15 protein-coding genes are annotated in these 20,114 nt (G+C 63.2%); 4 read left to right on the top strand and 11 right to left on the bottom strand.

Annotated features, from left to right (window positions below; translation table 11 throughout):
• Positions 1-17 precede the first annotated feature (17 nt).
• The 3 genes from F0M17_RS00720 to F0M17_RS00730 all read right to left on the bottom strand — a co-directional run bounded on the left by F0M17_RS00720 (position 18) and on the right by F0M17_RS00730 (position 2,705).
• The gene (locus F0M17_RS00720; RefSeq protein ID WP_149596116.1) at positions 18-1,415 is read right to left on the bottom strand and encodes a rhodanese-like domain-containing protein; all 1,398 of its coding nucleotides are present in this window, start codon (positions 1,413-1,415) and stop codon (positions 18-20) included.
• Positions 1,416-1,605: 190 nt separating this feature from the next.
• Positions 1,606-2,052 (bottom strand): hypothetical protein, encoded by a 447-nt coding sequence (locus tag F0M17_RS00725; protein WP_149596117.1) that lies wholly within the window; start codon positions 2,050-2,052, stop codon positions 1,606-1,608.
• Between the two features lie 2 nt (positions 2,053-2,054).
• Positions 2,055-2,705, bottom strand: a complete 651-nt coding sequence (locus F0M17_RS00730; protein ID WP_149596118.1) for a GntR family transcriptional regulator — start codon at positions 2,703-2,705, stop codon at positions 2,055-2,057.
• A 130-nt stretch (positions 2,706-2,835) separates the two neighbouring features.
• Here F0M17_RS00730 and F0M17_RS00735 point away from each other — a divergent pair, with 130 nt between their 5' ends.
• On the top strand, positions 2,836-5,667 hold the full coding sequence (locus F0M17_RS00735; protein WP_210416676.1) for an FAD-binding and (Fe-S)-binding domain-containing protein: 2,832 nt from the start codon (positions 2,836-2,838) through the stop codon (positions 5,665-5,667).
• Between the two features lie 123 nt (positions 5,668-5,790).
• Here F0M17_RS00735 and F0M17_RS00740 read toward each other — a convergent pair whose 3' ends face one another.
• Positions 5,791-7,251: an HNH endonuclease gene (locus tag F0M17_RS00740; RefSeq protein WP_038993629.1), complete on the bottom strand. Its 1,461-nt coding sequence runs from the start codon at positions 7,249-7,251 to the stop codon at positions 5,791-5,793.
• Positions 7,252-7,608: 357 nt separating this feature from the next.
• On the opposite strand from F0M17_RS00740, the gene F0M17_RS00745 reads away from it, so the two are divergent.
• Positions 7,609-9,090: an amino acid permease gene (locus tag F0M17_RS00745; RefSeq protein ID WP_149596119.1), complete on the top strand. Its 1,482-nt coding sequence runs from the start codon at positions 7,609-7,611 to the stop codon at positions 9,088-9,090.
• Between the two features lie 70 nt (positions 9,091-9,160).
• Here the strand turns inward: F0M17_RS00745 and F0M17_RS00750 are convergent, their stop codons facing one another.
• The 7 genes from F0M17_RS00750 to F0M17_RS00780 form a co-directional block, all read right to left on the bottom strand.
• A complete protein-coding gene (locus F0M17_RS00750) occupies positions 9,161-10,666 on the bottom strand; it encodes a tripartite tricarboxylate transporter permease (RefSeq protein WP_149596120.1) in 1,506 nt (501 codons plus the stop codon).
• The gene (locus tag F0M17_RS00755; RefSeq protein ID WP_149596121.1) at positions 10,666-11,187 is read right to left on the bottom strand and encodes a tripartite tricarboxylate transporter TctB family protein; all 522 of its coding nucleotides are present in this window, start codon (positions 11,185-11,187) and stop codon (positions 10,666-10,668) included. Before F0M17_RS00755 ends, F0M17_RS00750 begins: the two co-directional genes overlap by 1 nt.
• Positions 11,177-11,554, bottom strand: a complete 378-nt coding sequence (locus F0M17_RS00760) for a universal stress protein (protein WP_168201916.1) — start codon at positions 11,552-11,554, stop codon at positions 11,177-11,179. Before F0M17_RS00760 ends, F0M17_RS00755 begins: the two co-directional genes overlap by 11 nt.
• 22 nt (positions 11,555-11,576) lie before the next feature.
• Positions 11,577-12,599, bottom strand: a complete 1,023-nt coding sequence (locus F0M17_RS00765; RefSeq protein WP_149596123.1) for a tripartite tricarboxylate transporter substrate binding protein — start codon at positions 12,597-12,599, stop codon at positions 11,577-11,579.
• A gap of 155 nt (positions 12,600-12,754) precedes the next feature.
• Positions 12,755-13,423, bottom strand: a complete 669-nt coding sequence (locus F0M17_RS00770; protein WP_246857102.1) for a GntR family transcriptional regulator — start codon at positions 13,421-13,423, stop codon at positions 12,755-12,757.
• A gap of 73 nt (positions 13,424-13,496) precedes the next feature.
• Entirely contained in the window at positions 13,497-14,564 is a 1,068-nt protein-coding gene (locus F0M17_RS00775; protein ID WP_149596125.1) for a lactonase family protein, read from the bottom strand.
• Complete coding sequence (locus tag F0M17_RS00780) at positions 14,561-15,946, bottom strand: MFS transporter (RefSeq protein WP_149596126.1); 1,386 nt, start codon at positions 15,944-15,946, stop codon at positions 14,561-14,563. The genes F0M17_RS00775 and F0M17_RS00780 overlap by 4 nt, the downstream gene beginning before the upstream one ends.
• A gap of 238 nt (positions 15,947-16,184) precedes the next feature.
• On the opposite strand from F0M17_RS00780, the gene acnA reads away from it, so the two are divergent.
• Positions 16,185-18,833 (top strand): aconitate hydratase AcnA, encoded by a 2,649-nt coding sequence (gene acnA, locus F0M17_RS00785; RefSeq protein WP_149596127.1) that lies wholly within the window; start codon positions 16,185-16,187, stop codon positions 18,831-18,833.
• The gene (locus tag F0M17_RS00790) at positions 18,830-20,032 is read left to right on the top strand and encodes an NADP-dependent isocitrate dehydrogenase (RefSeq protein ID WP_149596128.1); all 1,203 of its coding nucleotides are present in this window, start codon (positions 18,830-18,832) and stop codon (positions 20,030-20,032) included. The genes acnA and F0M17_RS00790 overlap by 4 nt, the downstream gene beginning before the upstream one ends.
• Positions 20,033-20,114: the final 82 nt, after the last annotated feature.

Here is a 20,114-nt window from a genome sequence, read left to right on the forward strand (position 1 = left end):
TTGGGGTTCGGGATGGGTCAGGCGTTGGTCTTGTGCATGGCTGCGGCCCAGCCGGCATAGCTTCCGGCCAGCTCGATTACGTCGTAGCCGGCATCGCGCAGGGCGCTGGCGACGATCGAGTTGCGCAGTCCGCTCTGGCAGTAGGTGACGATCTTGCCGTCGGCCGGCAGTACGTCGAGGGACCACAGGGCGCGCCCGCCCGAGATGTGCTTGGCGTTCGGGATGGCACCGGCGGCGAACTCGCTGCGGTTGCGCACGTCCAACAGCAGTGCGTGCTCGAAGTGCTCCAGCTCGGCCGGGGCCACGCTTGGCGGGGTGAAGGCCGGCAGCCCCTCGAGGCTGGTCGCGTAGCCGGACACCGCGTCGATGCCCACGCGCATCAGGTGATCGCGCATCTGCTGCGCGGCTTGGAGGTCCTCGGCGAACAGGATCAGCTGGCGGTCATCGGCTTCCGGGTCGAAGGCCCAAGCTCCGAAGTTCGCCATCTTGGCGATGGCGGGGATGGCCAGCGCGCCGGCGACGGTGCCCTCGGCCACTGCCAGGTGTCCGCGGGTGTCGACGAAGACCGCGTCATTCGAGGCAGTCTGCTCGATGATCTGCTCCGCCGTGAACTCGACGAGCTCGGGCAGGGGGCCGAGCACCTTGGCGCCATCGCGGTTCTGGCGCTTCATGCGGGCGAAGTAGGCGTGGGCGTCGGGCTGGCCGTCGAGCAGCTCGGCGATGAAGCCTGCCTCGTCGTTGCTCGCCAGGTAGCTGCCCCACCAGGCGAAGTTGCGTTCGTAGCCCACGGTGGTGGAGGGCACGGCGCCCAGCGCCTTGCCGCAGGCGCTGCCCGAACCGTGGCCCGGGTAGACCTGGATGTGGTCGGGCAGCTGCAGGAAGACGTTCTTCAGCGAGGCGAAGAGCTGCTTGGCCCCGGCGAAGCGGGTGTCCACGCCGCCGGCCGCCTCGTCCAGCAGGTCCGGGCGGCCCAGGTCGCCGGCGAAGATGAAGTCGCCGGAGAGCATGTAGCCGGGCTGGTCGCTGAAGGCGCCGTCGGTGATGAGGAACGAGAGGTGCTCCGGGGTGTGGCCCGGGGTGTGGCGCGCGGTCACGGTGATGTTTCCCAGGGTGATGGTGTCCTTGTCCATCAGGCGTTCGGCCTCGAAGCCGTACTGCCAGTCGGCCCCGCCCTCGCCCGAGACGTAGGTGGCCGCTCCGGTGGCGGCGGCCAGTTCGCGGGTGCCGGAGAGGTAGTCGGCGTGGATGTGCGTTTCGGTCACCGCAACAATGCGCATCCCGTGCTTGGCGGCCAGCGCCAGGTACTCGGAGATGTCGCGGCGGGCATCGACGACGATCGCCTCGCCCTTGGCCTGGCAGCCGATGAAGTAGCTGGTCTGCGCCAGGTCTTCGTCGTAGAAGCGTTCCAGAAGCATGGGATGTCCTTTCGTCGGGGGAGTCTGGAACTACCATAAACTATACCCCCGGGGGTATGTCAAAAATAGGGGTAGGGGTATGCGTGAAGGCGTGTCGAATGACTGTGCTGATGCTGGTGGAATCTGGTGGAAAATGCCGCGTCAGGTTGCGGCACTCAACGCGGAGCCTTCCTGCCTGCCAGGCAGGGCGCTACAGCCTCGGGAAGGTGCGCATCCACCGGTCCAGCTGCCCCAGCTGCACCGGGTCCAGGGTGGCAAGAAGCTGAAGATTTCCGTCATCGCCGGGATGCAGGATGCCTGCGTGCTCTTCGGGAACGCCGGCCAGCGCTCCGCCGGCTGCGGAATCCGCCGGAGCGCTCGCCGGGGTGGAGATGAAGAACAGTGCGGGCGAGCCGGTCCAGGTTTCATGCACCGACAGCGTGCCCTCGGTGAAGCGCAGGGTTTCTTCAAGCTCCAGCCAGCCGGTCAGCCCGCACGTAGTCAGGTCGATGCCCGGTTTGGGAGTGGTCTTCCTCCAGCCGGCTGCGAGCGTGTGCGCCGAGAACTTCACCGCGCCCAGTTGCAGATCCGGGATCCGCGACAGGAGCGAGTCGATCTGATCGAAGCTGACCTGCGGCTTCCGGCTGAACAGTCCCATGCCTACAGGCTGTCCAAATGCTCGGCCAGCTTGTTGCTGGCGGTGCGCAGGTGTTCTTCCAGCACCTTCGCGGCGGCGGCCGCCTCGCCCTCGGAGATCAGCTGCAGCAGCCGTGCGTGCTCGGCGGCAATGTCCTTGGTGGACAGCAGCGTGGCATCCTGCACGTGGGTCATGCACAGGCGGATCTCGTCGGTCAGCTGCGCGTAGAATGCGCTGGTGCGCCGCGAGCCGAGCGCCTGGACCAGGGCGGCATGGAAGCGGATGTCGGGATCGATGATGTCGATCGGCGAGGCGCCGACCAGTTCGGTGATTTCCGCATTGGCTTCCCGCGCCTCGGACGGGACCTCGCGTTGGGCGGCCAGCAGGCGCACGGCCTCTGCTTCGATGATGGCGCGGGTGCGGTAGATATCGAGCGCATCGCGCGCGGAGAGCAGCGTGACCCTTGCGGTCTGGTGCGCATTGCGGGTCAGCAGGCCGCTTGCGACAAGGTTCTCCAGTGCGGCCTTGGCGGTTGGACGGGCAACTTCGTATTGCGCGGCGACATCGACCTCGGCCAGCGGGGTGCCGGGTGCCAGTTCGCCGCTGAAAATCCGGGCGCGCAGCGACCGGATGACCACCTGGACTACGGAAACGACACCTAAACGGGCTGCCACAAGGGTCCTTTCGAGCCGCGAAAAATATGCCTAACAAGTATCCCACGAATCGTACTACTATGGCATGTGTACTTGTAAGACAATTTCCGTATTCGGCAAGCTCCGCTTGCCAACTGCACAGGAGCGCACCATGGCATTGAGCACGCCAGCACTCGGAGAAACGACGGTTTCAGCCGGAATCCTCGACTTGGTCGGCGACCAGGACCGTGTCAAGACCCGATCCATCGATCGCGTCGCCTATGCCTCGGATGCCTCGCACTACCTGTACACCCCGCAAGCTGTCGTGCTGGCTAAGGACGCAGCGGAAGTCTCCGCGCTGCTTGCAGCGGCCGCGCGGAACAACCAGCCGGTCACCCTGCGCTCCGGCGGCACCTCATTGGCCGGACAGGCCAGCGGCGACGGCCTGATGATCGACGTGCGCCGCAACTTCCGCGGCATTACCGTGCTCGACAACGGAGCACGCGTGCGCGTGCAGCCAGGCGCCACCGTCCGCCAGGTCAACGCCCGCCTGGCCGTCTATGGCAGCAAGCTCGGGCCGGATCCGGCCAGCGAGGCGGCCTGCACCATCGGCGGCGTGATCGCGAACAACTCCTCGGGCATGGCCTGCGGAACCGAGTTCAACACCTACCGCACCCTGGAATCCATGACGTTCGTCCTGCCTTCGGGCACCATGATCGACACCGCGGATCCCGAGGCCGACCGCAAGCTGGCCGCCGCCGAGCCGCAGCTGGTCGCCACCCTGGGCAAGCTGGTCAAGCGCGTGCGCAGCAACCCTGCATCGGTGGCCAAGATCGAGAAGCACTTCGGGTTGAAGAACACCATGGGCTACGGCATCAACGCCTTCCTGGACTACGACACCCCGGCCGAGCTGCTGGCCCACCTGATCATCGGCTCCGAGGGCACCCTGGCCTTCGTTGCGGAGGCGGTTTTCCGCACCGTGCCGATCCGCAAGCTGGCCATCGCCACCCTGGCGGTCTTCGACAACCTGGATCTGGCCACCCGCGCACTGCCTGAACTCGTGGATTCCGGCGCAGCTACGCTGGAGCTGATGGACTCCACCTCGCTGCGCGTGGGCCAGTCGCTGCCCGGCGTGCCCGAAGCCATCATGGGCTTCGAGGTCGACCAGCAGGCCGCCTTGCTGGTCGAATACCATGCGGACTCAGAAGAGGAGCTGGCAGGGCTGCGCACAGCTGGCCAGTCGCTGCTGGACGCAGCCGCATTGCGCGCCCCGGCGATCCTCTCCCCGGATGCCAAGAACCGCCAGGCCGCCTGGAAATTCCGCAAGGGACTGTATGCATCGGTGGCCGGCGCCCGCGCCACCGGTACCACCGCGCTGCTCGAAGACGTCGTCGTCCCGGTCGAGACCTTGGCTGAAACCTGCGGCAGCCTGCAGGAGCTGTTCACCGAGTACGGCTACGAGGATTCGGTGATCTTCGGCCACGCCAAGGATGGCAACATCCACTTCATGCTGACCGACCGCTTCGAAGGCGATACAGCGCTGAACCGCTACAACTCCTTCAACGACAAGATGGTCCAGCTGATCCTGGACAAGGACGGCAACCTCAAGGCGGAGCACGGTACCGGTCGCGCCATGGCGCCATTCGTCCGCGCGCAGTACGGCGATGAGCTCTACGAGGTGCACCTGGAACTGAAGGCAGCCTGCGATCCGCGCCTGATGATGAACCCCGGGGTGATCATCGACGAGGACCATGCCGCGCACATCCGCAATATCAAGCTCAACGAGACCATCGAGGTCGAGGCCGACCATTGCGTGGAATGCGGCTACTGCGAGCCGGTCTGCCCGTCCAAAGACCTGACCTTGACCCCGCGCCAGCGCATCGTCGTGCGCCGCGCCATCGCCAAGGCCGAAGCCGAGGGCAACACCGAGCTGGCTGCCGAGCTTGAGCGCGACTACGCGTACAACGGCGTGCAGACCTGCGCCGTGGACGGCATGTGCGTCACCGCTTGCCCGGTCGGCATCAACACCGGCCTGCTGGTCAAGCGCCTGCGCCGCGAAGACGCGCACCCTGTGCTGGAAGCCGGCTTCAAGGCCGCGGCCAAGGGCTGGGGCGGGGCCACCCGGGCTGGTTCGCTGGCCCTGAGCGTCGCCGACAAGTTCCCGACGTCGCTGGTCCGCGGCGTTACCGATGTTGCCCGCAAGGTGGTCAGCACCGACGTCATGCCGCGCTACGACGCTGAACTGCCTGCGGGCGGCAAGGCTCGCAAGCCGATGGCCGGGAACCTGGGGGCCGCGGGCACCGAGCCGATGGCCATCTACCTGCCTGCCTGCGTGAACTCGATGTTCGGCCCGGCCGGCGACGGTGAAGGTGTTGCATCGTCGTTCACCCAGCTGCTGCACGCCGCCGGAGTCTCGGTTTATGTCCCGGAGGGCATCGAATCCACCTGCTGCGGCACTCCATGGACTTCCAAGGGCTACGCGCAGGGCCATGAAGTCATGGGCCAGCGCGTGCTGGAAGAAGTCCGCGCCGCCATGCCTGGCAAGAACCTGCCAATCATCTCGGACGCCTCCAGCTGCACCGAAGGGTTTGCGCATACCCTGGCCGAGCACGGCTATGACGTGGTTGACCTGCTGGCATTCACTTCGCAGCACCTGCTGGACAAGCTGCCAGAGCTGCACAAGATCTCCTCGGTGACCTTGCACCCGACCTGCTCCTCCACGCAGATGGGCCTGAATCCGGACATGCAGAAGATCGCCGAGGCTGTGGCAGATACCGTGAACACCCCGGTGAACTGGGGCTGCTGCGGTTATGCTGGCGACCGTGGAATGCTGCATCCGGAGCTGACCGAGTCGGCTACCGCTCGCGAGGCAGCTGAGGTCCGTGAACTGGATGCGCAGGAACACGCTTCATGCAACCGCACCTGCGAACTGGGCATGACCCGGGCGACGGGCAAGGAATACCGCCACATCGTTGAACTGCTGGCAGAAGCCGCCGGCAAGTAGAGTCCGGAACCAAGCCGCCTGGGAGGCAACTTCCAGGCGGCTTCGCCATATCCTGCGGCCCGAAGCCAGCGGTTTCAACCGGATTGCTAGCCAAGAGAGTGCGCAGTAGTTGCCTGCCGCCTATCAGGCGGCGACACATTCGGGGTCATCAGGCGGCCTCAGCCGTTCTTTGAGTTTTTGCAGCCAGGTGCCGTCACGCATCAGTTGCGGGAATGGCTTGTGCGCGTACCCGGTGGCTGGTGGTGCGGTGGATTTGTAGGACATGGCCGAGCCGGGACAAATGGTGATGCTGTGCCCGTTGCCGTAGGTGGTGTATTCGTACCATCCGGCGGCTTGCTTGGCCTTGTTGCAGGCCGCGCAGCGGCCATCGCCGTTGGACACGGTGGTTTTGCCGCCGCGGGCGTATTGCTTGACGTGGTCTATTTCTTCCACGATGCCGTCGCAGAACGGGGTTCGGCAGTGCCGGTCGCGTACGGCGATGAACTTCTTGAGCTTCTCCGGGAAGAGCCGCGCCTTGGAGTCCATGGAAATGAGTTCCTGGTCGCCCGGCGCGGTGTAGAAGCGGGCGAGTTCGGTGCGCACTTCGATTTGCTCGATGTTTTCGCGGGTGACTTTCGCTTCCATCTGCTCGAAGGTCAGGTCATTGGGGATCTGGTGCCCGCCGATCCATTCACGCACGCTCTGGGCAGGGATGTAGCCGTAGCCTTCCAATAGCGCTGGTTCGCGTTCGCCGGCGAACAGGGACCGATCGGTCATGATCACCCCGATGTTCAGGGCGACGGGCATTTTGGAGGGTTCGCCGATCATCATGTAGCTGAAGAGCAAATCGGCGCGGATCTGGGTGCGGGTGCGCGGGTCGCCTTTCTTGCGCAGGGTCTTGGATTCCTCGTCCAGGTAGCGCTTGAGGCACATGCCGGGCAGCAGGGGGTACTCGCCGCGAATCTTGATGCAGCCGCGCTGCTGGTCGATTTCCAGGGTGAGGTTGCGGTCTTCCTCGACGGTTTTCTGCTTGATGGATTCCTGATCAGAGGTGTAGGAAAGGACGAATTTGCGCACGGTTTGCGTGATTTGGCGGGTGCCCATGGACTCGAACATGTCGGGGTTCTGGGCAAAATACTGGTCGAATTCGGTGCGGCGCTGGGCTCTGAGGTCCTGGAGCGGGGTCAGGATGGCCTGGGCTTGCGCTTCGGTGAATTCTCCGCGGGAACAGGCGGCGGCCAGGTGAGGGGTGTCTTCGAAGAGGATGCGGCAGTTGACCAGGTAGTTGCGCATGCCGTGCGGGGATTGCTTGCGGGCCAGTGCAACGCAGGCGGCGGCGCCACGGGTTTGGTCATCCATGTGGACGCCGCGTTCCTCGTGGTCGCGCACGAAGTCCTTCTCGATCTGGTGGGAGAGGCAGGCCTGCCGGTAGCGGATATAGGAGGCTAGTGCTTCGAGGCCTTCGATGGCGTGGGCGCATTCGGCTTTGGTGCCGTGTTCTTCGAGCTGGACGAGGTCGTCGTTCAGCTGGTCCAGATGCAGGTCGAAGGCATCTGGGGGTGCTGGTGGGGTCAGGCCGTTTCCGTGCGCCTTTGCTTCGGACATGTTCTAATTGTACTTCTATTGCTCGAATATGTCTTCTAATATTGTGGAAAACCTCGGTGGTTTTCGATGTGCGCAGGGAGGATCGGGGCGCCTGCGGTGCGGGTGGCGTGCGGCGATTTGTGCATAATTATGCACTCCAGATAATGAATTCCATCTCAGTGCACGGATTCCGCATGGACCAAGATTTCGGTTAAACCCCAAGAGGGGGGCGCAATTGGCGAGAAATTGTTGGATTCTGGAAAAGCTGGGACGGATCGGGCCGTGACATGATATTCCAGTTCAGAACTTCCACGCGCAGCGCCCGTCCGCATCCTGGGACGGGGCGCGGCGGCAATACCACCCCATTGAGGATCCGCGATGAATCGCAAACCATCCGTGAGCGCCGGCCCGGCCACCTTGCTGGGTGCGCAGCTGCGCCGCCGCAAGTCGATCACGAATATGATCGCCGAGGCAGAAACCAATGCAGGAGCAGGCCAACTGCGCCGCACCCTGGGCATGTGGCAGCTGACCATGATCAGCGTCGGCGCCACCATGGGCACCGGAATCCTGGTGATCCTTGGCGATACCGTGCCGATCGCCGGTCCGGCCATCTGGATCTCGTTCGTGATCGCCGGCATCACCGCGCTGCTTTCGGCGATGTCCTACGCCGAAATGGCCGGCATGGTCCCGGTGTCCGGCTCCAGCTACTCCTATTCCTATGCGACCATGGGCGAAGGTATCGCCTGGATCTGCGGCTGGTGCCTGGTGCTCGAATACGCCGTGTCCGTGGCCGCGGTGGCCGTCGGCGCGGGCCAGTACGTGAATGAAACGCTGCGCGCCTTCGGCATGGAGCTGCCTGCGGCGCTGGCTGGAGGCCCGGCCGAGGGCGGGGTGGTGAACCTGCCGGCGCTGATCGTCGTCGTGCTGGCCACCGTGCTGCTGGTGCGCGGGGCGCGCGAATCGGCCATCGTGAACTCGATCGTCGTGGCCATCAAGGCAGGCATCCTGATCTTCTTCTCGGTCGTCGCCTTCAGCGCCTTCAACGCGGGCAACTTCGAGCCGCTGCTGCCGATGGGCGCGGCCGGCGTGACCGCGGCGGCATCGAGCGTGTTCTTCTCCTATATTGGCTTCGACGCCGCCTCGACGGCTGGCGAGGAAGCGAAGAACCCGAAGCGCGATCTGCCCCGGGCCATCATGCTCTCGATGCTGATCGTGACCATCACCTACGTGCTGGTGGCAGTTTCGGCGATCGGCGCGCGCGAATGGAACTGGTTCGAAGGCGCCCAGGCGCCGCTGGTGCAGATCGTCGGCGACCTGACCGGCCAGCCGATCTTCGTGCTGGCCTTCGCCGTGGCCGCCGTGCTGGCCATCGCCTCGGTGGTGCTGACCGTGCTCTACGGCCAGACCCGCATCCTCCTGGCCATGTCGCGCGACGGGCTGGTGCCGCCGGTGTTCTCCAAGGTCTCGCGCCGCACCGGCACCCCGGTCGCCGGCACCTGGATCACCGGCATCCTGGTGGCGATCACCGCCGGGTTCATCCCGCTGGGTGCGCTGGCCGACGCCACCAGCATCGGCACGCTGTTCGCCTTCGCGCTGGTCGGCGCCTCGGTGATCTACCTGCGCCGCAAGCAGCCGCAGGCCCCGCGGACGTTCAAGCTGCCGCTGTATCCGGTCACCCCGATCCTGGGCATCTTCGCCTGCCTGTTCCTGATGAGCCAGCTGGGCTGGCACACCTGGCTGGTGTTCATCATCTGGATGATCGCCGGCGTGGCGCTCTACCTGGGCTACGGACGGCGCCGTTCGCGCCTGGGGCAGCTCAGTGCGCAGGACTATGCGGCCAGCCACGGAATCGGTCGGTAGCCGGGGAATCCCGGCCAGGACCGCTCCCGGCCAGGAGCGGTCCTGGCCGGGCGGTCCCGAAGCATTGCAGCTACACGTCCTGGCGGCGCCGGGAAGCGATCCGGCGCCACAGGCTGTAGCCGATCATCGCCGCCAGCAGCGCATACAGGGTGATCGTGATCCCCGAACCGAGCAGGATCGAAAGTTCGCCGCCGCTGGACATCAGCGCATTGCGCAGGCTGGTTTCAGCCAGCGGGCCGAGCACCACGCCGATCATCACTGGAGCCAGCGGGTATCCGTAGCGGCGCATCAAGAACGCGACGAAGCCGATGGCCAGCACCAGCAGCAGGTCGATCACCGAGGCACCGGTGGCATAGACGCCCAGCCCGCAGAACACCGTAATGCCGGCGAACAGATGCGGCTTGGGAATCAGCAGCAGCTTCGCCCACATGGGCGCAAAGGGCAGGTTCAGCACCAGCAGCATCACCAGGCCGACAAAGAGGCTGGCCAGCAGCGCCCACACCAGATCGGCGTTGCGCTCGAAAAGCATCGGGCCGGGCTGCAGGCCGTATTGCTGGAAGGCGGCGAGCATGATTGCGGCCGTCGCCGAGGTGGGGAGTCCCAGAGCCAGCAGTGCGCCCATGGCGGTGCCGCTGGTGGCATTGCCCGCGGCTTCCGGGGCAGCCACGCCGCGGATCGCGCCGGTGCCGAACTTGGGTTGGCGGCGCTTGCGGTCCAATTGCCGTTCGGTGCCGTAGGCCAGGAAGGTCGGCACCTCGGCGCCGCCTACCGGGATCACTCCGAAGGGCACGCCGAAAGCGGTGCCGCGCAACCAGGCGGGAATCGCCTCGCGCACTTCGGAGCGCGAAAGGTATGGGCGGCCAGCCACGGAGATGGCAGTCAGCTTCTCATCGCGGTGGATGCGCGAGGCCACATGCAGCACTTCGCCCAGGGCCAGCACTCCGACGGTGATCACGATGATGCTCACCCCGTCGAAAAGCTGGGGCACATTCGCGGTGAAGCGCGAGGCGCCGGAAATGCCGTCGATGCCGACCACGGCCAGGGCCAAGCCCACCAGGAGCGAGGCCAGGCCCTTCAGTGCCGAATCGGAGACCACCGAGGCGGTGGCAATGAATGCGAAGATCGCCAGGGCGAAGTATTCGGCCGGCCCGAAGAACACGGCGATTTCCGCCAGCTTCGGGGCGAAGAAGACCACCAGGGTGGTGGCGATCAGCCCGCCGACGAACGCGCCGATGGCGCTGGTGGCCAGTGCCTGCGGCGCCCTCCCGTCCTTGGCCATGCGGTGGCCTTCGAAGGTAGTGGCAATGGCTGTGGAACCGCCGGGGGTATTCATCAGGATGCCCATGGTCGAGTCGCCGAAAAGCCCGCCGAAGTAGACTCCGGCGAACATGATGAAGGCGCCGACCGGATCGAGCGAAAAGGTCATCGGCAGCAGCAATGCCACGGCCATGGAGGATCCCAGGCCGGGAAGCACGCCCACGGCGGTGCCCAGCAGGGCTCCGATGAACACCCAGAGCAGGTTCATCGGGGTCAGCGCCTGGCCGAAGCCTTCAAGCAGCAGATTCATCGATTCCATTAGCCGACCAGTCCTTCCAGGATGCCGCTAGGCAGGTTCAAGCCGAGTGCCGCGCCGAAAGCCAGCTGGATGGCGGAGGAGAAAACCACGGCGATGCCCAGGTCCCTGGCGCGGTTCTTGCTGCCCAGGGCGAAGGCAACGGTCCAGAACAGGAGGCTGGCGCTGATCAGCCAGCCGGCGGGAACCAAGAGCAGGGCGAATGCCAGGAAGCCTGCGGCGACCAGTGCCACGGTTTTCCAGTCGGAGTAGCTTCGGTATCCGTGCCGATCGGCGGGTACCGGTTCCGGGGTGCGTGCCAATTGCACGGCCAGCAGCGCTGACAGAACGAAGATCGCGACGGTGATCAGGATCGGAAAGAATTTGGGTCCCGGGTGCTTGGCGCCGTCCGGCACCTCCATGGTGATGATGCCGACGCTCAGGTAGATTCCCAGCAGCACCAGGATTCCCGGCAGGACCAGTCCGCTGCGCCCGGTGCCGCGAGAGGTCCGGGGTGCGGCTTGAAGGGCAGTTTCAGTGCTCATCGTCGTCCGCCTTGACGCTCAGTACCGGGATGCTGGCGCCGAGGATCACGGCTTGGGCATCGGAACCCATCAGCATTTTCCCTACCCGCGAGCGGGAGCGTACGCCGATGACGATCAGCTGGGCATCCAGTTCATTGCCCAGGTCGACCAGTTCGTCGGCCGCACGCGGAGAATTGGCGCGAGGCTGGACGAAGCGGGCCTTGCCCTGGAGTTGCGAGGCGAGTTCCGCGCTCGGCCACCTCTCGCCGTTGAGGGCGAAGAGCGGAAAGAGCGCAACTTCGGTGCGGGCCAGTTCGGCGGCGGCCAGGCCATGCCGCAGGGCGGCGGCGCCCTCGGCGGTGTGGGTGTATCCGACCAGAATGGTCATGGTGTCTCCAATATCTTCGGGGCTAGTAGCCGAGCTCATTCCATATGGCGTCGACGCTTTTGCGTTCGGATTCGAGGAAGTCCTCGAATTCCGGTCCTGTCAGGAAGGTGTCGGCCCACTGGTTGCGTTCCAAGGCGTCGGCCCATTCGGGGGTTTTGACGGTTTCGGCGACGATCTGCTGGAGCTCTTGGACGTTCTCGTCGCTCAGGCCGGGAGGTGCGACGATTCCACGCCAGTTGGTCAGCTCGATGTCATAGCCCAGCTCTTTGAGGGTGGGTACCCCGGTGGCTGGAACCGGTTCGGGGGCGGACACCGCCAGCGCCTTGAGTTTTCCGGCTTCGATCTGGTCGGCGAAGTCCACCCAGCCGGAGACCGAGGCCTTGATAGTTCCACTGAGCAGGCTGGTGGCCAGTTCGCCACCGCCTGAATAGGCGATGTAGTTCACCGCGGTGGGCTTGATGCCGGCCTGCTGGGCCAGCTGGGTGATGATCATCTGGTCGACGCTGCCCAGAGAGCCGCCGCCGAAGGCGAAGGAATTGGGATCCTCGGCCCAGTCGGCGACCAGTTCGTCCACCGAGTCATAGGGGGAGTCGGCGGGCACCACCAAGACGTCATAGTCATCGGTGAGCCGGGCAATCGGGGTGACATCCTCGATGGTTGTTTCCGAGCCGTTGATGTTGATGGCTCCGAGCATGGTGATGCCCATGACCATGAGGCTGGACTTCTCGCCATCCACGCCGGCGAATTTGTTCAGTCCGATGGTGCCGCCGGCGCCGGGGACGTTGACGACCTGGGCGTTGTTGACGATTGATTGCGCGCGCATGGCCTGCTGGGCCTCGCGGGCCGCCCCATCCCAGCCGCCCCCGGCGCCTGCCGGGGCGATGAGGGTCAGCTGGGCCCGTGCGTTATCTCCGTTGCCGCCACTGGCCGCATTGAAGGCCGCCCCGGCAACCACCGCGGCGCCAGCCAAGAGGGCCAAGCAACGAAGTGCTGTTCGCAGGGGCGGCGGGAGGGCCGTGCGCCGCCGGGTGTCCTCAAGAGCCATTCTGATCCTTTCGCGACCGGGTGAAAAGACGCGGTCAGATATTACAAATTATAAATTATAGTTAATGACCCTAAGTTGTGACCCGTGTCATGTCAAGGTGCTGGAGGAGGGCATGAAAATACCCCCGGCATCTAGGATGCCGGGGGTATTCGGGGCTAGGGGGCTTCGGGGCCCAAGGCATCAATCGCCCTGCGGCCGAGGCTCCCTTGGACGTGCCGGGCCATTTCTTCTTCGGCTTTGGCTGCATTTCCCGCAATCACTGCCTGGAGAATGCGTTCATGCTCTGCGGCCACGCGCTTCTTGTCCGCGGCCGAGTCCTTCCGGGCGGACAAGCCCACTTGGCGGTAGCGGTCGGCCTTGTCCCAGAGGGATTCAAGCATGCCGATCAGCAGGTCGTTGTGCGAGGCGGCATAGATTGACCGGTGGAATTCGCGGTGCGCGGCAAGCGCTGCGAGGTCGGGATTCTGCGCCAAGGGACGCATCTTCTCGGCCGCCGCCTTCATGCGGGCGATGTCCCCTTCGGTGCGGTGGGTGGCTGCCAGTGCTGCGGCCATTGGGTCCAGCCGTTCACGCACCTGGAAGAGGTTGGTCGCCTCCTTGGCGGTCAGCGGCGCAACCTTGGCGTTGCGGTGGGCATCGATCGTAATCAGGCCCTCGGCCTCCAGCTTGCGCAGCGCTTCGCGCATCGGGGTCAGGCTGACGCCGAGGTCGGCTGCCAGCTGCGATTGCGCCAAGGCTTCACCCGGAGGCAGTTCCCCGCTCATGATCAATTCCCTGACGCTCTGGTAGGCATAGGCGTTTTTGGTCAGCGCAGATTGGCTCACGATTGGCCTCTTTCAGAATGTCGAGGGACATGGTCGGGAAATCTTACAAATTGCAACGTCCTTTTTATAAATGTTAGTCGCTGGCCAAGACGACGCAAACCGGTGACGGAACGTTCGCGATTACGTTGGGGCTAGCGAGCGGATCTGAGTGGCGGAGGCCGATAATCTGGTCGGATTTTTCATTTGCCACGAGAATTTGACCGTTTGAATCCTGCATGGCGAAACGCGGCCGGATGCCAGCGGTCGAAATGTGGCCATCCGATCTCAAGGTGCCGTCAGTTTGCACGCTGAAACAGGCCATTGTGTCAGGCTGAGGGCCGCCGGGCGTATGGTCTCCTGCACCGCTTCGATTTGTGGCCAGCACCTTTTCGCCATCAGATGTCAGCAGGATTTCCGCGGCGCGCGAATCACGCGTATCTGTATCCGGCATCGTGGGCAATAACTGGACGAGCGACCATTGATCGGCCTCGTGGTCGCGACGGTAGCACGCGACAGTATTGGATAACTCGTTGAGCACATAGATCGTCGAATTGTTGCCGAAGACTGCGTGCCGTGGCCCAGACATGCTCGTCGAACGCAAGGAATCAGACAATGACAGCCTGCCATCCAATGGATCGAGGTGGCAAAGATGAACCAGATCCAGACCCTTGTCAGGAACCACGAACCACCGACCGTCAGGACTGAACGCAATGTGATGCGGTTTGGATCCAGTTTGGTCGGTGCGGTGCGGCCCGGGCTCCCCGATGAAATCAAGGCGAGATGATTCGGGTCCTAGCGAGCCGTCAGCGGCAACCGGGAACGCAACCAATGAACCAGAGCTGTGGTTTACGGCCAATAGCCAACGACCGGAAGGGTCCAGCGTGATGTGCGCAGGATTGATTCCGCCACTGGGGATCCGCCCAAGCTCTTCGAGATGCCCGTTGTCGCCTATTTTGTAGGTGGTCAAATAGTCATGATCGCCGCTGGCTGCGTAGAGGACTTGGTGACCTTCATTCAGCGCGAGAAATCCAGGGTTCACCGCGCGGACCGTTTGCTCGAGGGACCAGAGGTGATCCCCGAGAACCCTGTAAACGTAGATGCCATTGCCATGTCCGCGCCGTTCGGTGGTACGCGTGCCGACGTAGGCGAATTTCCGGGTCATTTGTTGCTGCTCCGTCCTGAGTCTGAGGATGCGGCAGTGGTTCTGTGTCCGGCGGCGGTGACTCGAACCCCGCCGCGCTTGCCTGTGGCCGGAAGCTTAATCAGGAACATCATCACGGTGGAAAGTACCAGAAGGAAACCAAAGAGGTACAGGCCAGCCCTTGGATCGTCGACAACTTCCATCATGATTCCTTGTGCGTAAGGTCCGACGAAACCACCTAGATTTCCGATGGAATTAATTGCGGCAACTGCTGTTCCTGCTGTCGCTGCTGAGAGAAACTGGCCTGGCACCGCCCAAAATGGCGACTTGAATGCATAAAGCCCAGCCAGGGCGATGGTGATCGACGAAATTACTAGGACAGGTGATTGGAAGATTGCCGCGGCGAACATCGCAAGAGCTGCTACACCCATGGGCAGGTAGCAATGCAGTTTACGTTCGGCTTTTCGGTCAGAATGGCGTCCCCACCAAATCATCGCAACGGTCGCGACTACATATGGAATCATGCCGATGAACCCAACTTGCATTGCAGTGAGCGTATCCGACAACGACTTGATAATTTGCGGGAGCCAGTAGCCAACGCCGAGACTTCCAACTTGATACACGAAGTAGATGATGCCCAGATAAAGGACTTTCTTGTTGGCCAAAGTCTTGAACAAGCTGAGGTGCTGAGTATGTGCGGAGGCGGCTGCCCGCTCCGCTTCGAGTTCTCCGACCAGCCAGTTGCGCTCTCGTGGCGTTAGCCACTTGGCCTCTGCTGGAGATCCTGTCAGGACGAAGTAGCAAGCGATTCCCAATAGCACGGCCGGGAAGCCTTCGAGGATGAACATCCAGCGCCAGCCACTGAGGCCAAACCAATCGACAGATTCCATGATCCACGTGCTAAGTGGGGAAGCGATGATGTATGAGACGGGAATGGAAGCCACGAATAATGAAGTGGCGGTAACGAGATCTTTTGAACGGAACCAGAAGCTCAGGTACACGATAATGCCCGGGAAGAAACCTGCCTCGGCAACGCCCAGAAGGAACCGAACTATAAATAGTTGGATGTCGTTCTGCACAAAGCCCATCAACACGGCGAGAGCGCCCCACGTCAGTAGGATTCGTGCAATCCAAACTCTTGCTCCGAATTTTGCCAGAGCTACGTTGCTTGGAACTTCGAAGAGGAAGTAGCCGATGAAAAACAATCCAGCGGCGAAGCCGAAGGCTTGGCTCGTTAGTCCAAGCTCGGCGTTCATGTGCAATGACGCGTAGCCAATATTGGCGCGGTCGATGTAGTTGACGATGTAGAGAACGAAAACGAACGGAATGATCCGTCCGGTGATCTTGCGTACGGTTCGTTTCTCGAACTGCGCCGATTCAACCGCATTGGGTGAGGTGCTCATGGCGACTCCAAAGCCATAGGGATTTATAATTTATAACATTGGGTAGCATAGGAGTGTGATCTCAGGCATGTCAACGGCTTGAGCGGGGATTCTTGAGGCTTCACCCTTGCAAGAGAGGCGGTTTTGGAGGGATTCGTACCCTAACTATCCTTTCCGACTAGTCGCTTTACGAAGTGTGGACTGCGCGAAATCCCTTGGTGTAAGATTTTATAAATTATAAAAATGAGGGGAGAGGCGAATGCCTTCGCAGAACCAACGGCGCACCACAACATTCGAATCGGGCGGCAACAGCTATTCGGCCACCGATCTGAGGGCGGCCCTGGGAGCTGAATTCGACCGGCTCCCCGTCGTGCTCAGGCTGCTGGCGGAAAATACCTTGCGCCGTTCCAGCTTGGAGGAAGGCGCCAGAACCACAGCCAACCTCAAGGATTGGCTGCAGGAGCACACATCCGAGGCGGAACTGGAATACTGGCCGCACCGCATCCTGATGCATGACACCACGAGCACCCCGGCCCTGGTCGATATCGCCGCCATGCGCGACACATTGGCAGAGGTCGGCATCGACCCGAGCACATTGAACCCGCAGTTGCAGGTCGAGGTGTCCATCGACCACTCGCTCGCCGTCGAGGACTACGGACGTGGCGATGCTGTACCGCGCAACCTGGCCCACGAATACCGGCGGAACCAGGAGCGCTACCAGTTCCTGAAATGGGCCCAGCAGTCAATGGAGACGGTCAACGTCAACCCGCCCGGAACCGGGATCATGCATACCCTTAATCTCGAGCAGCTGGCTACTGTGGCGCATCCTGACTTCGAGCATTCGGAGGATCCTTCACGTCCGCTCATCGTCCCTGACATGATGATTGGCACCGATTCGCACACCCCGATGGTCAACGCCTTGGGCGTTCTCGGCTGGGGGGTCGGCGGACTGGAGGCGCAGACAGTCATGTTCGGCCTGCCCACCACGTTGCGAATTCCCGACGTCATCGGTTTCCGGCTGACCGGAGAATTGCCGGCGGGCGCTACCGCCACCGATCTGGCGCTGACCATCACCCATCTCATCCGTGAACGAGGAGCCAGCGGCGAATTCGTCGAATTCTTCGGACCGGGGGTGAGCAGCTTGTCGGCCGGGGAAAGGGCAGTGGTTGCGAACATGGCGCCGGAATACGGTGCGAGCACTGGCTACTTCCCGGTGGACCAGCAAGTCCTCGACTACCTGGCGCAAACCGGGCGCTCTCGCGAGCAGATCCAACTCGTGCGGGATTACTACCGGGCGACTGGCCTGTGGTTCGACCCGCAGGGGGAGCCGGAATATACCGACGTCCTTGAGCTGGACCTGTCCCATGTGAGGCTCAGCGCCGCCGGGCCACGTCGCCCGCAGGATCTGATGGAGATATCCAAGATTCCGCAGGCCCTGGAGAACGAGGCCCAGGGTGTCGAGGAAGGTGCAGGCGCGCTGCCCCGCTTTGCCATTGCATTGGCTGCGATCACCAGTTGCACCAACACCACGGACCCGAAGTTGCTGATCGCCGCCGGGCTCGTCGCCCGCAAGGCAAGGCAGCACGGTCTGAAGGTGCCGCACTGGGTGAAGACCTCGCTGGCCCCGGGTTCGCCGGCGGCCATGAGCTACCTGCGCAGGGCAGGACTCCTGGAGGATCTGGGCTACGCAGGATTCGATGTGGTGGGCTTTGGATGCACCACGTGCATCGGCAACTCCGGGCCGCTCAGCGAACCCATTAGCCAAGAACTGGCTTCGGCTGCAATTCGGCCGGTCGCGGTCCTCTCCGGGAACCGGAATTTTGCCGGACGCATCCACCCGGACCTGGACCTGGGATTCCTGGTTTCTCCGCCGTTGGTGGTTGCCTTTGCGCTCGTTGGGCGCGCCGATGTCGACCTGATGACCTATGAATTTGTTCCGGAGAAAGCCGGCGGAAAGCAGATCAAGCTTGCCGATCTGCTGCCGACCCGGGAGGAAGTCCAAGAGGCGTGGGAGCTGGGGCATGATGCGCAGGACTTCGCACGCGACTTCAAGATCGCCACCACCAGCGTCTTGTGGTCGAAACTGGATGCCCCGCAGGGTGCCCAATTCCGATGGAGCGAGGATTCCAACATCCTGCGTCGCCCGCCGTTCGCCGCGGTGGATGAGGGCAGCCAGCTCGGAGAGTTTGCTGCGCACCCGCTGCTGGTGCTTGGAGACGATGTCACCACGGACCACATCTCGCCAGCCAGCGCGATCCCTGCCGATTCGCTCGTTGCCGACTATCTTGTCTCGCGTGGAGAGGACCGGGGGGATCTGAATGTTTTCGCATCCCGCCGGGGAAATTTCGAAGTGATGGTGCGTGGCGGATTCCACGCCAAGAATCTCGTCAACCAGCTCGCGGAAAACCTGCCGGTGGCTCATACTGTCCACGCTGGAACCGGGGACGTGGTCCCGTTGACCGAAGCCGCCGGCAGGTACCGCCAGCAGGGGAAGAGCGCCGTCATTATTGCCGGGGAACGCTACGGAACCGGCAGTTCACGTGACTGGGCGGCCAAGGTGCAGCGGCTGCTCGGTGTGCGCGCCGTGCTGGCGGGAAGCTTCGAACGAATCCACCGCTCCAACCTGATTGGCATGGGAGTGGTGCCGCTGCTGGTCCCGGAGCACGCCAAAGCCAAGTTGCAGCAGGTACGCGTCGAGGACCTGATCGAAATTTCGGTTCAGCCTGCGGCTATCACGGTACGTGCAATGGTGCCGGTCAAGGTCAAGTTCTACGGCGGACGCATTCTCGAATTCGAAGCCTGCCTGGCTGCCGAAACAGAACTGGACCTGGCCTTGCTCCGGGCAGGCGGGGTCATTCCGCACCTGCTAGCCAAGACCCAAGCGCAATTCCAAGGGGCCGTACGATGAAAAATGCCAATGAACCAAGCGTGATCGTGGAAATCCGCGGAGACGAGGCGGCCAATGAAATGTTCTCCCTGGTGCGCGAACGGATCATCAAGCCCCTCGTTGACGTGTCCCTGCACAGCTTCGACCTGTCATTGCCCAACCGGGAAGCGACCGCCGATGCCATTACCCTTCAGGCCGCCGCAGCGGTGAAGAAGCATCGGGTCGCCGTGAAGTGCTCGACCATCACGCCCACAGCCGCACAGGTCGAGACCTACGGGTTGAGCCAACGATGGAAATCGCCCAACGCGACCCTGCGCAAGGCCCTGAACGGTGTCATTTTCCGGGAACCGATCGTGCTCGATGCCGTGCCGCGGATTGTGCCTGGCTGGGAAGCGCCGATTGTCGTCGCTCGGCATGCCAACGCCGATCAGTACCAGGCAACGGACTTCAAGGTGTCCGGTGCGGGAAGCCTCCGCCTGAGCTTCATTCCTGCCGATGGCTCGGCGCCGCTGATCCACGACGTCGCAACCTTCGGAGCCGATGGCGGGGTGGCCCTTGGGATGTACAACAACACGGACTCCGTTCGTGCCTTCGCACGGGCCTGTTTCCGGCAGGCGCTGCGATTGGGGCTCCCACTGTATTTTTCGACAAAGCACACCGTGCTCAAGGAGTACGATGGTGCTTTCGTCGAAGCATTCGAAGCTGTTTACCGAGCCGAGTTCGAGCACCTCTTCGCCCAGGCCGGGCTCGGTTATGAGCATCGGCTGATCGATGACATGGTGGCCTTTGCGATCAAGAGTTCTGGCGGTTTCCTCTGGGCACTGAAGAACTACGACGGTGATGTCCAGGCCGATATCGTCGCCCAGGGATTCGGCTCGCCTGGCTTGATGGCTTCGGTGCTGGCAGGTGAAGACGGAGAAACTTGCCTGTTCGAAGCGGCCCACGGAACCGTGGCCCGGCATTACAAGCGGTGGGCCAAGGGAGAAGAACTCGGCGCCAACCCCGTAGCCACCATTGCCGCATGGAGCCGGGCCCTCGAGCATCGTGGAACCCTTGATGGAAACGATGCACTGGTTGAGGCAGCCCGGCGCATTGAAGCTGCGGTGCGGGCCACTGTGGCGTCCGGCGTGATGACCGCTGACCTTGCGGGGTTGGCAGGTGGCCGCAGCCCGGTGGGGACCGCCGAGTTCATAGACGCGGTGGTGGCAAGGCTGGTATAGCGGGACAAGGCTCTGACCCGATAACTTTGCGAGCGGAAGTCCGAGTTCCGGCGAGGACTCTTGGTGCATCGTCACGCGATCA

Source organism: Glutamicibacter sp. ZJUTW (assembly GCF_008370855.1).
GTDB lineage: Bacteria > Actinomycetota > Actinomycetes > Actinomycetales > Micrococcaceae > Glutamicibacter > Glutamicibacter nicotianae.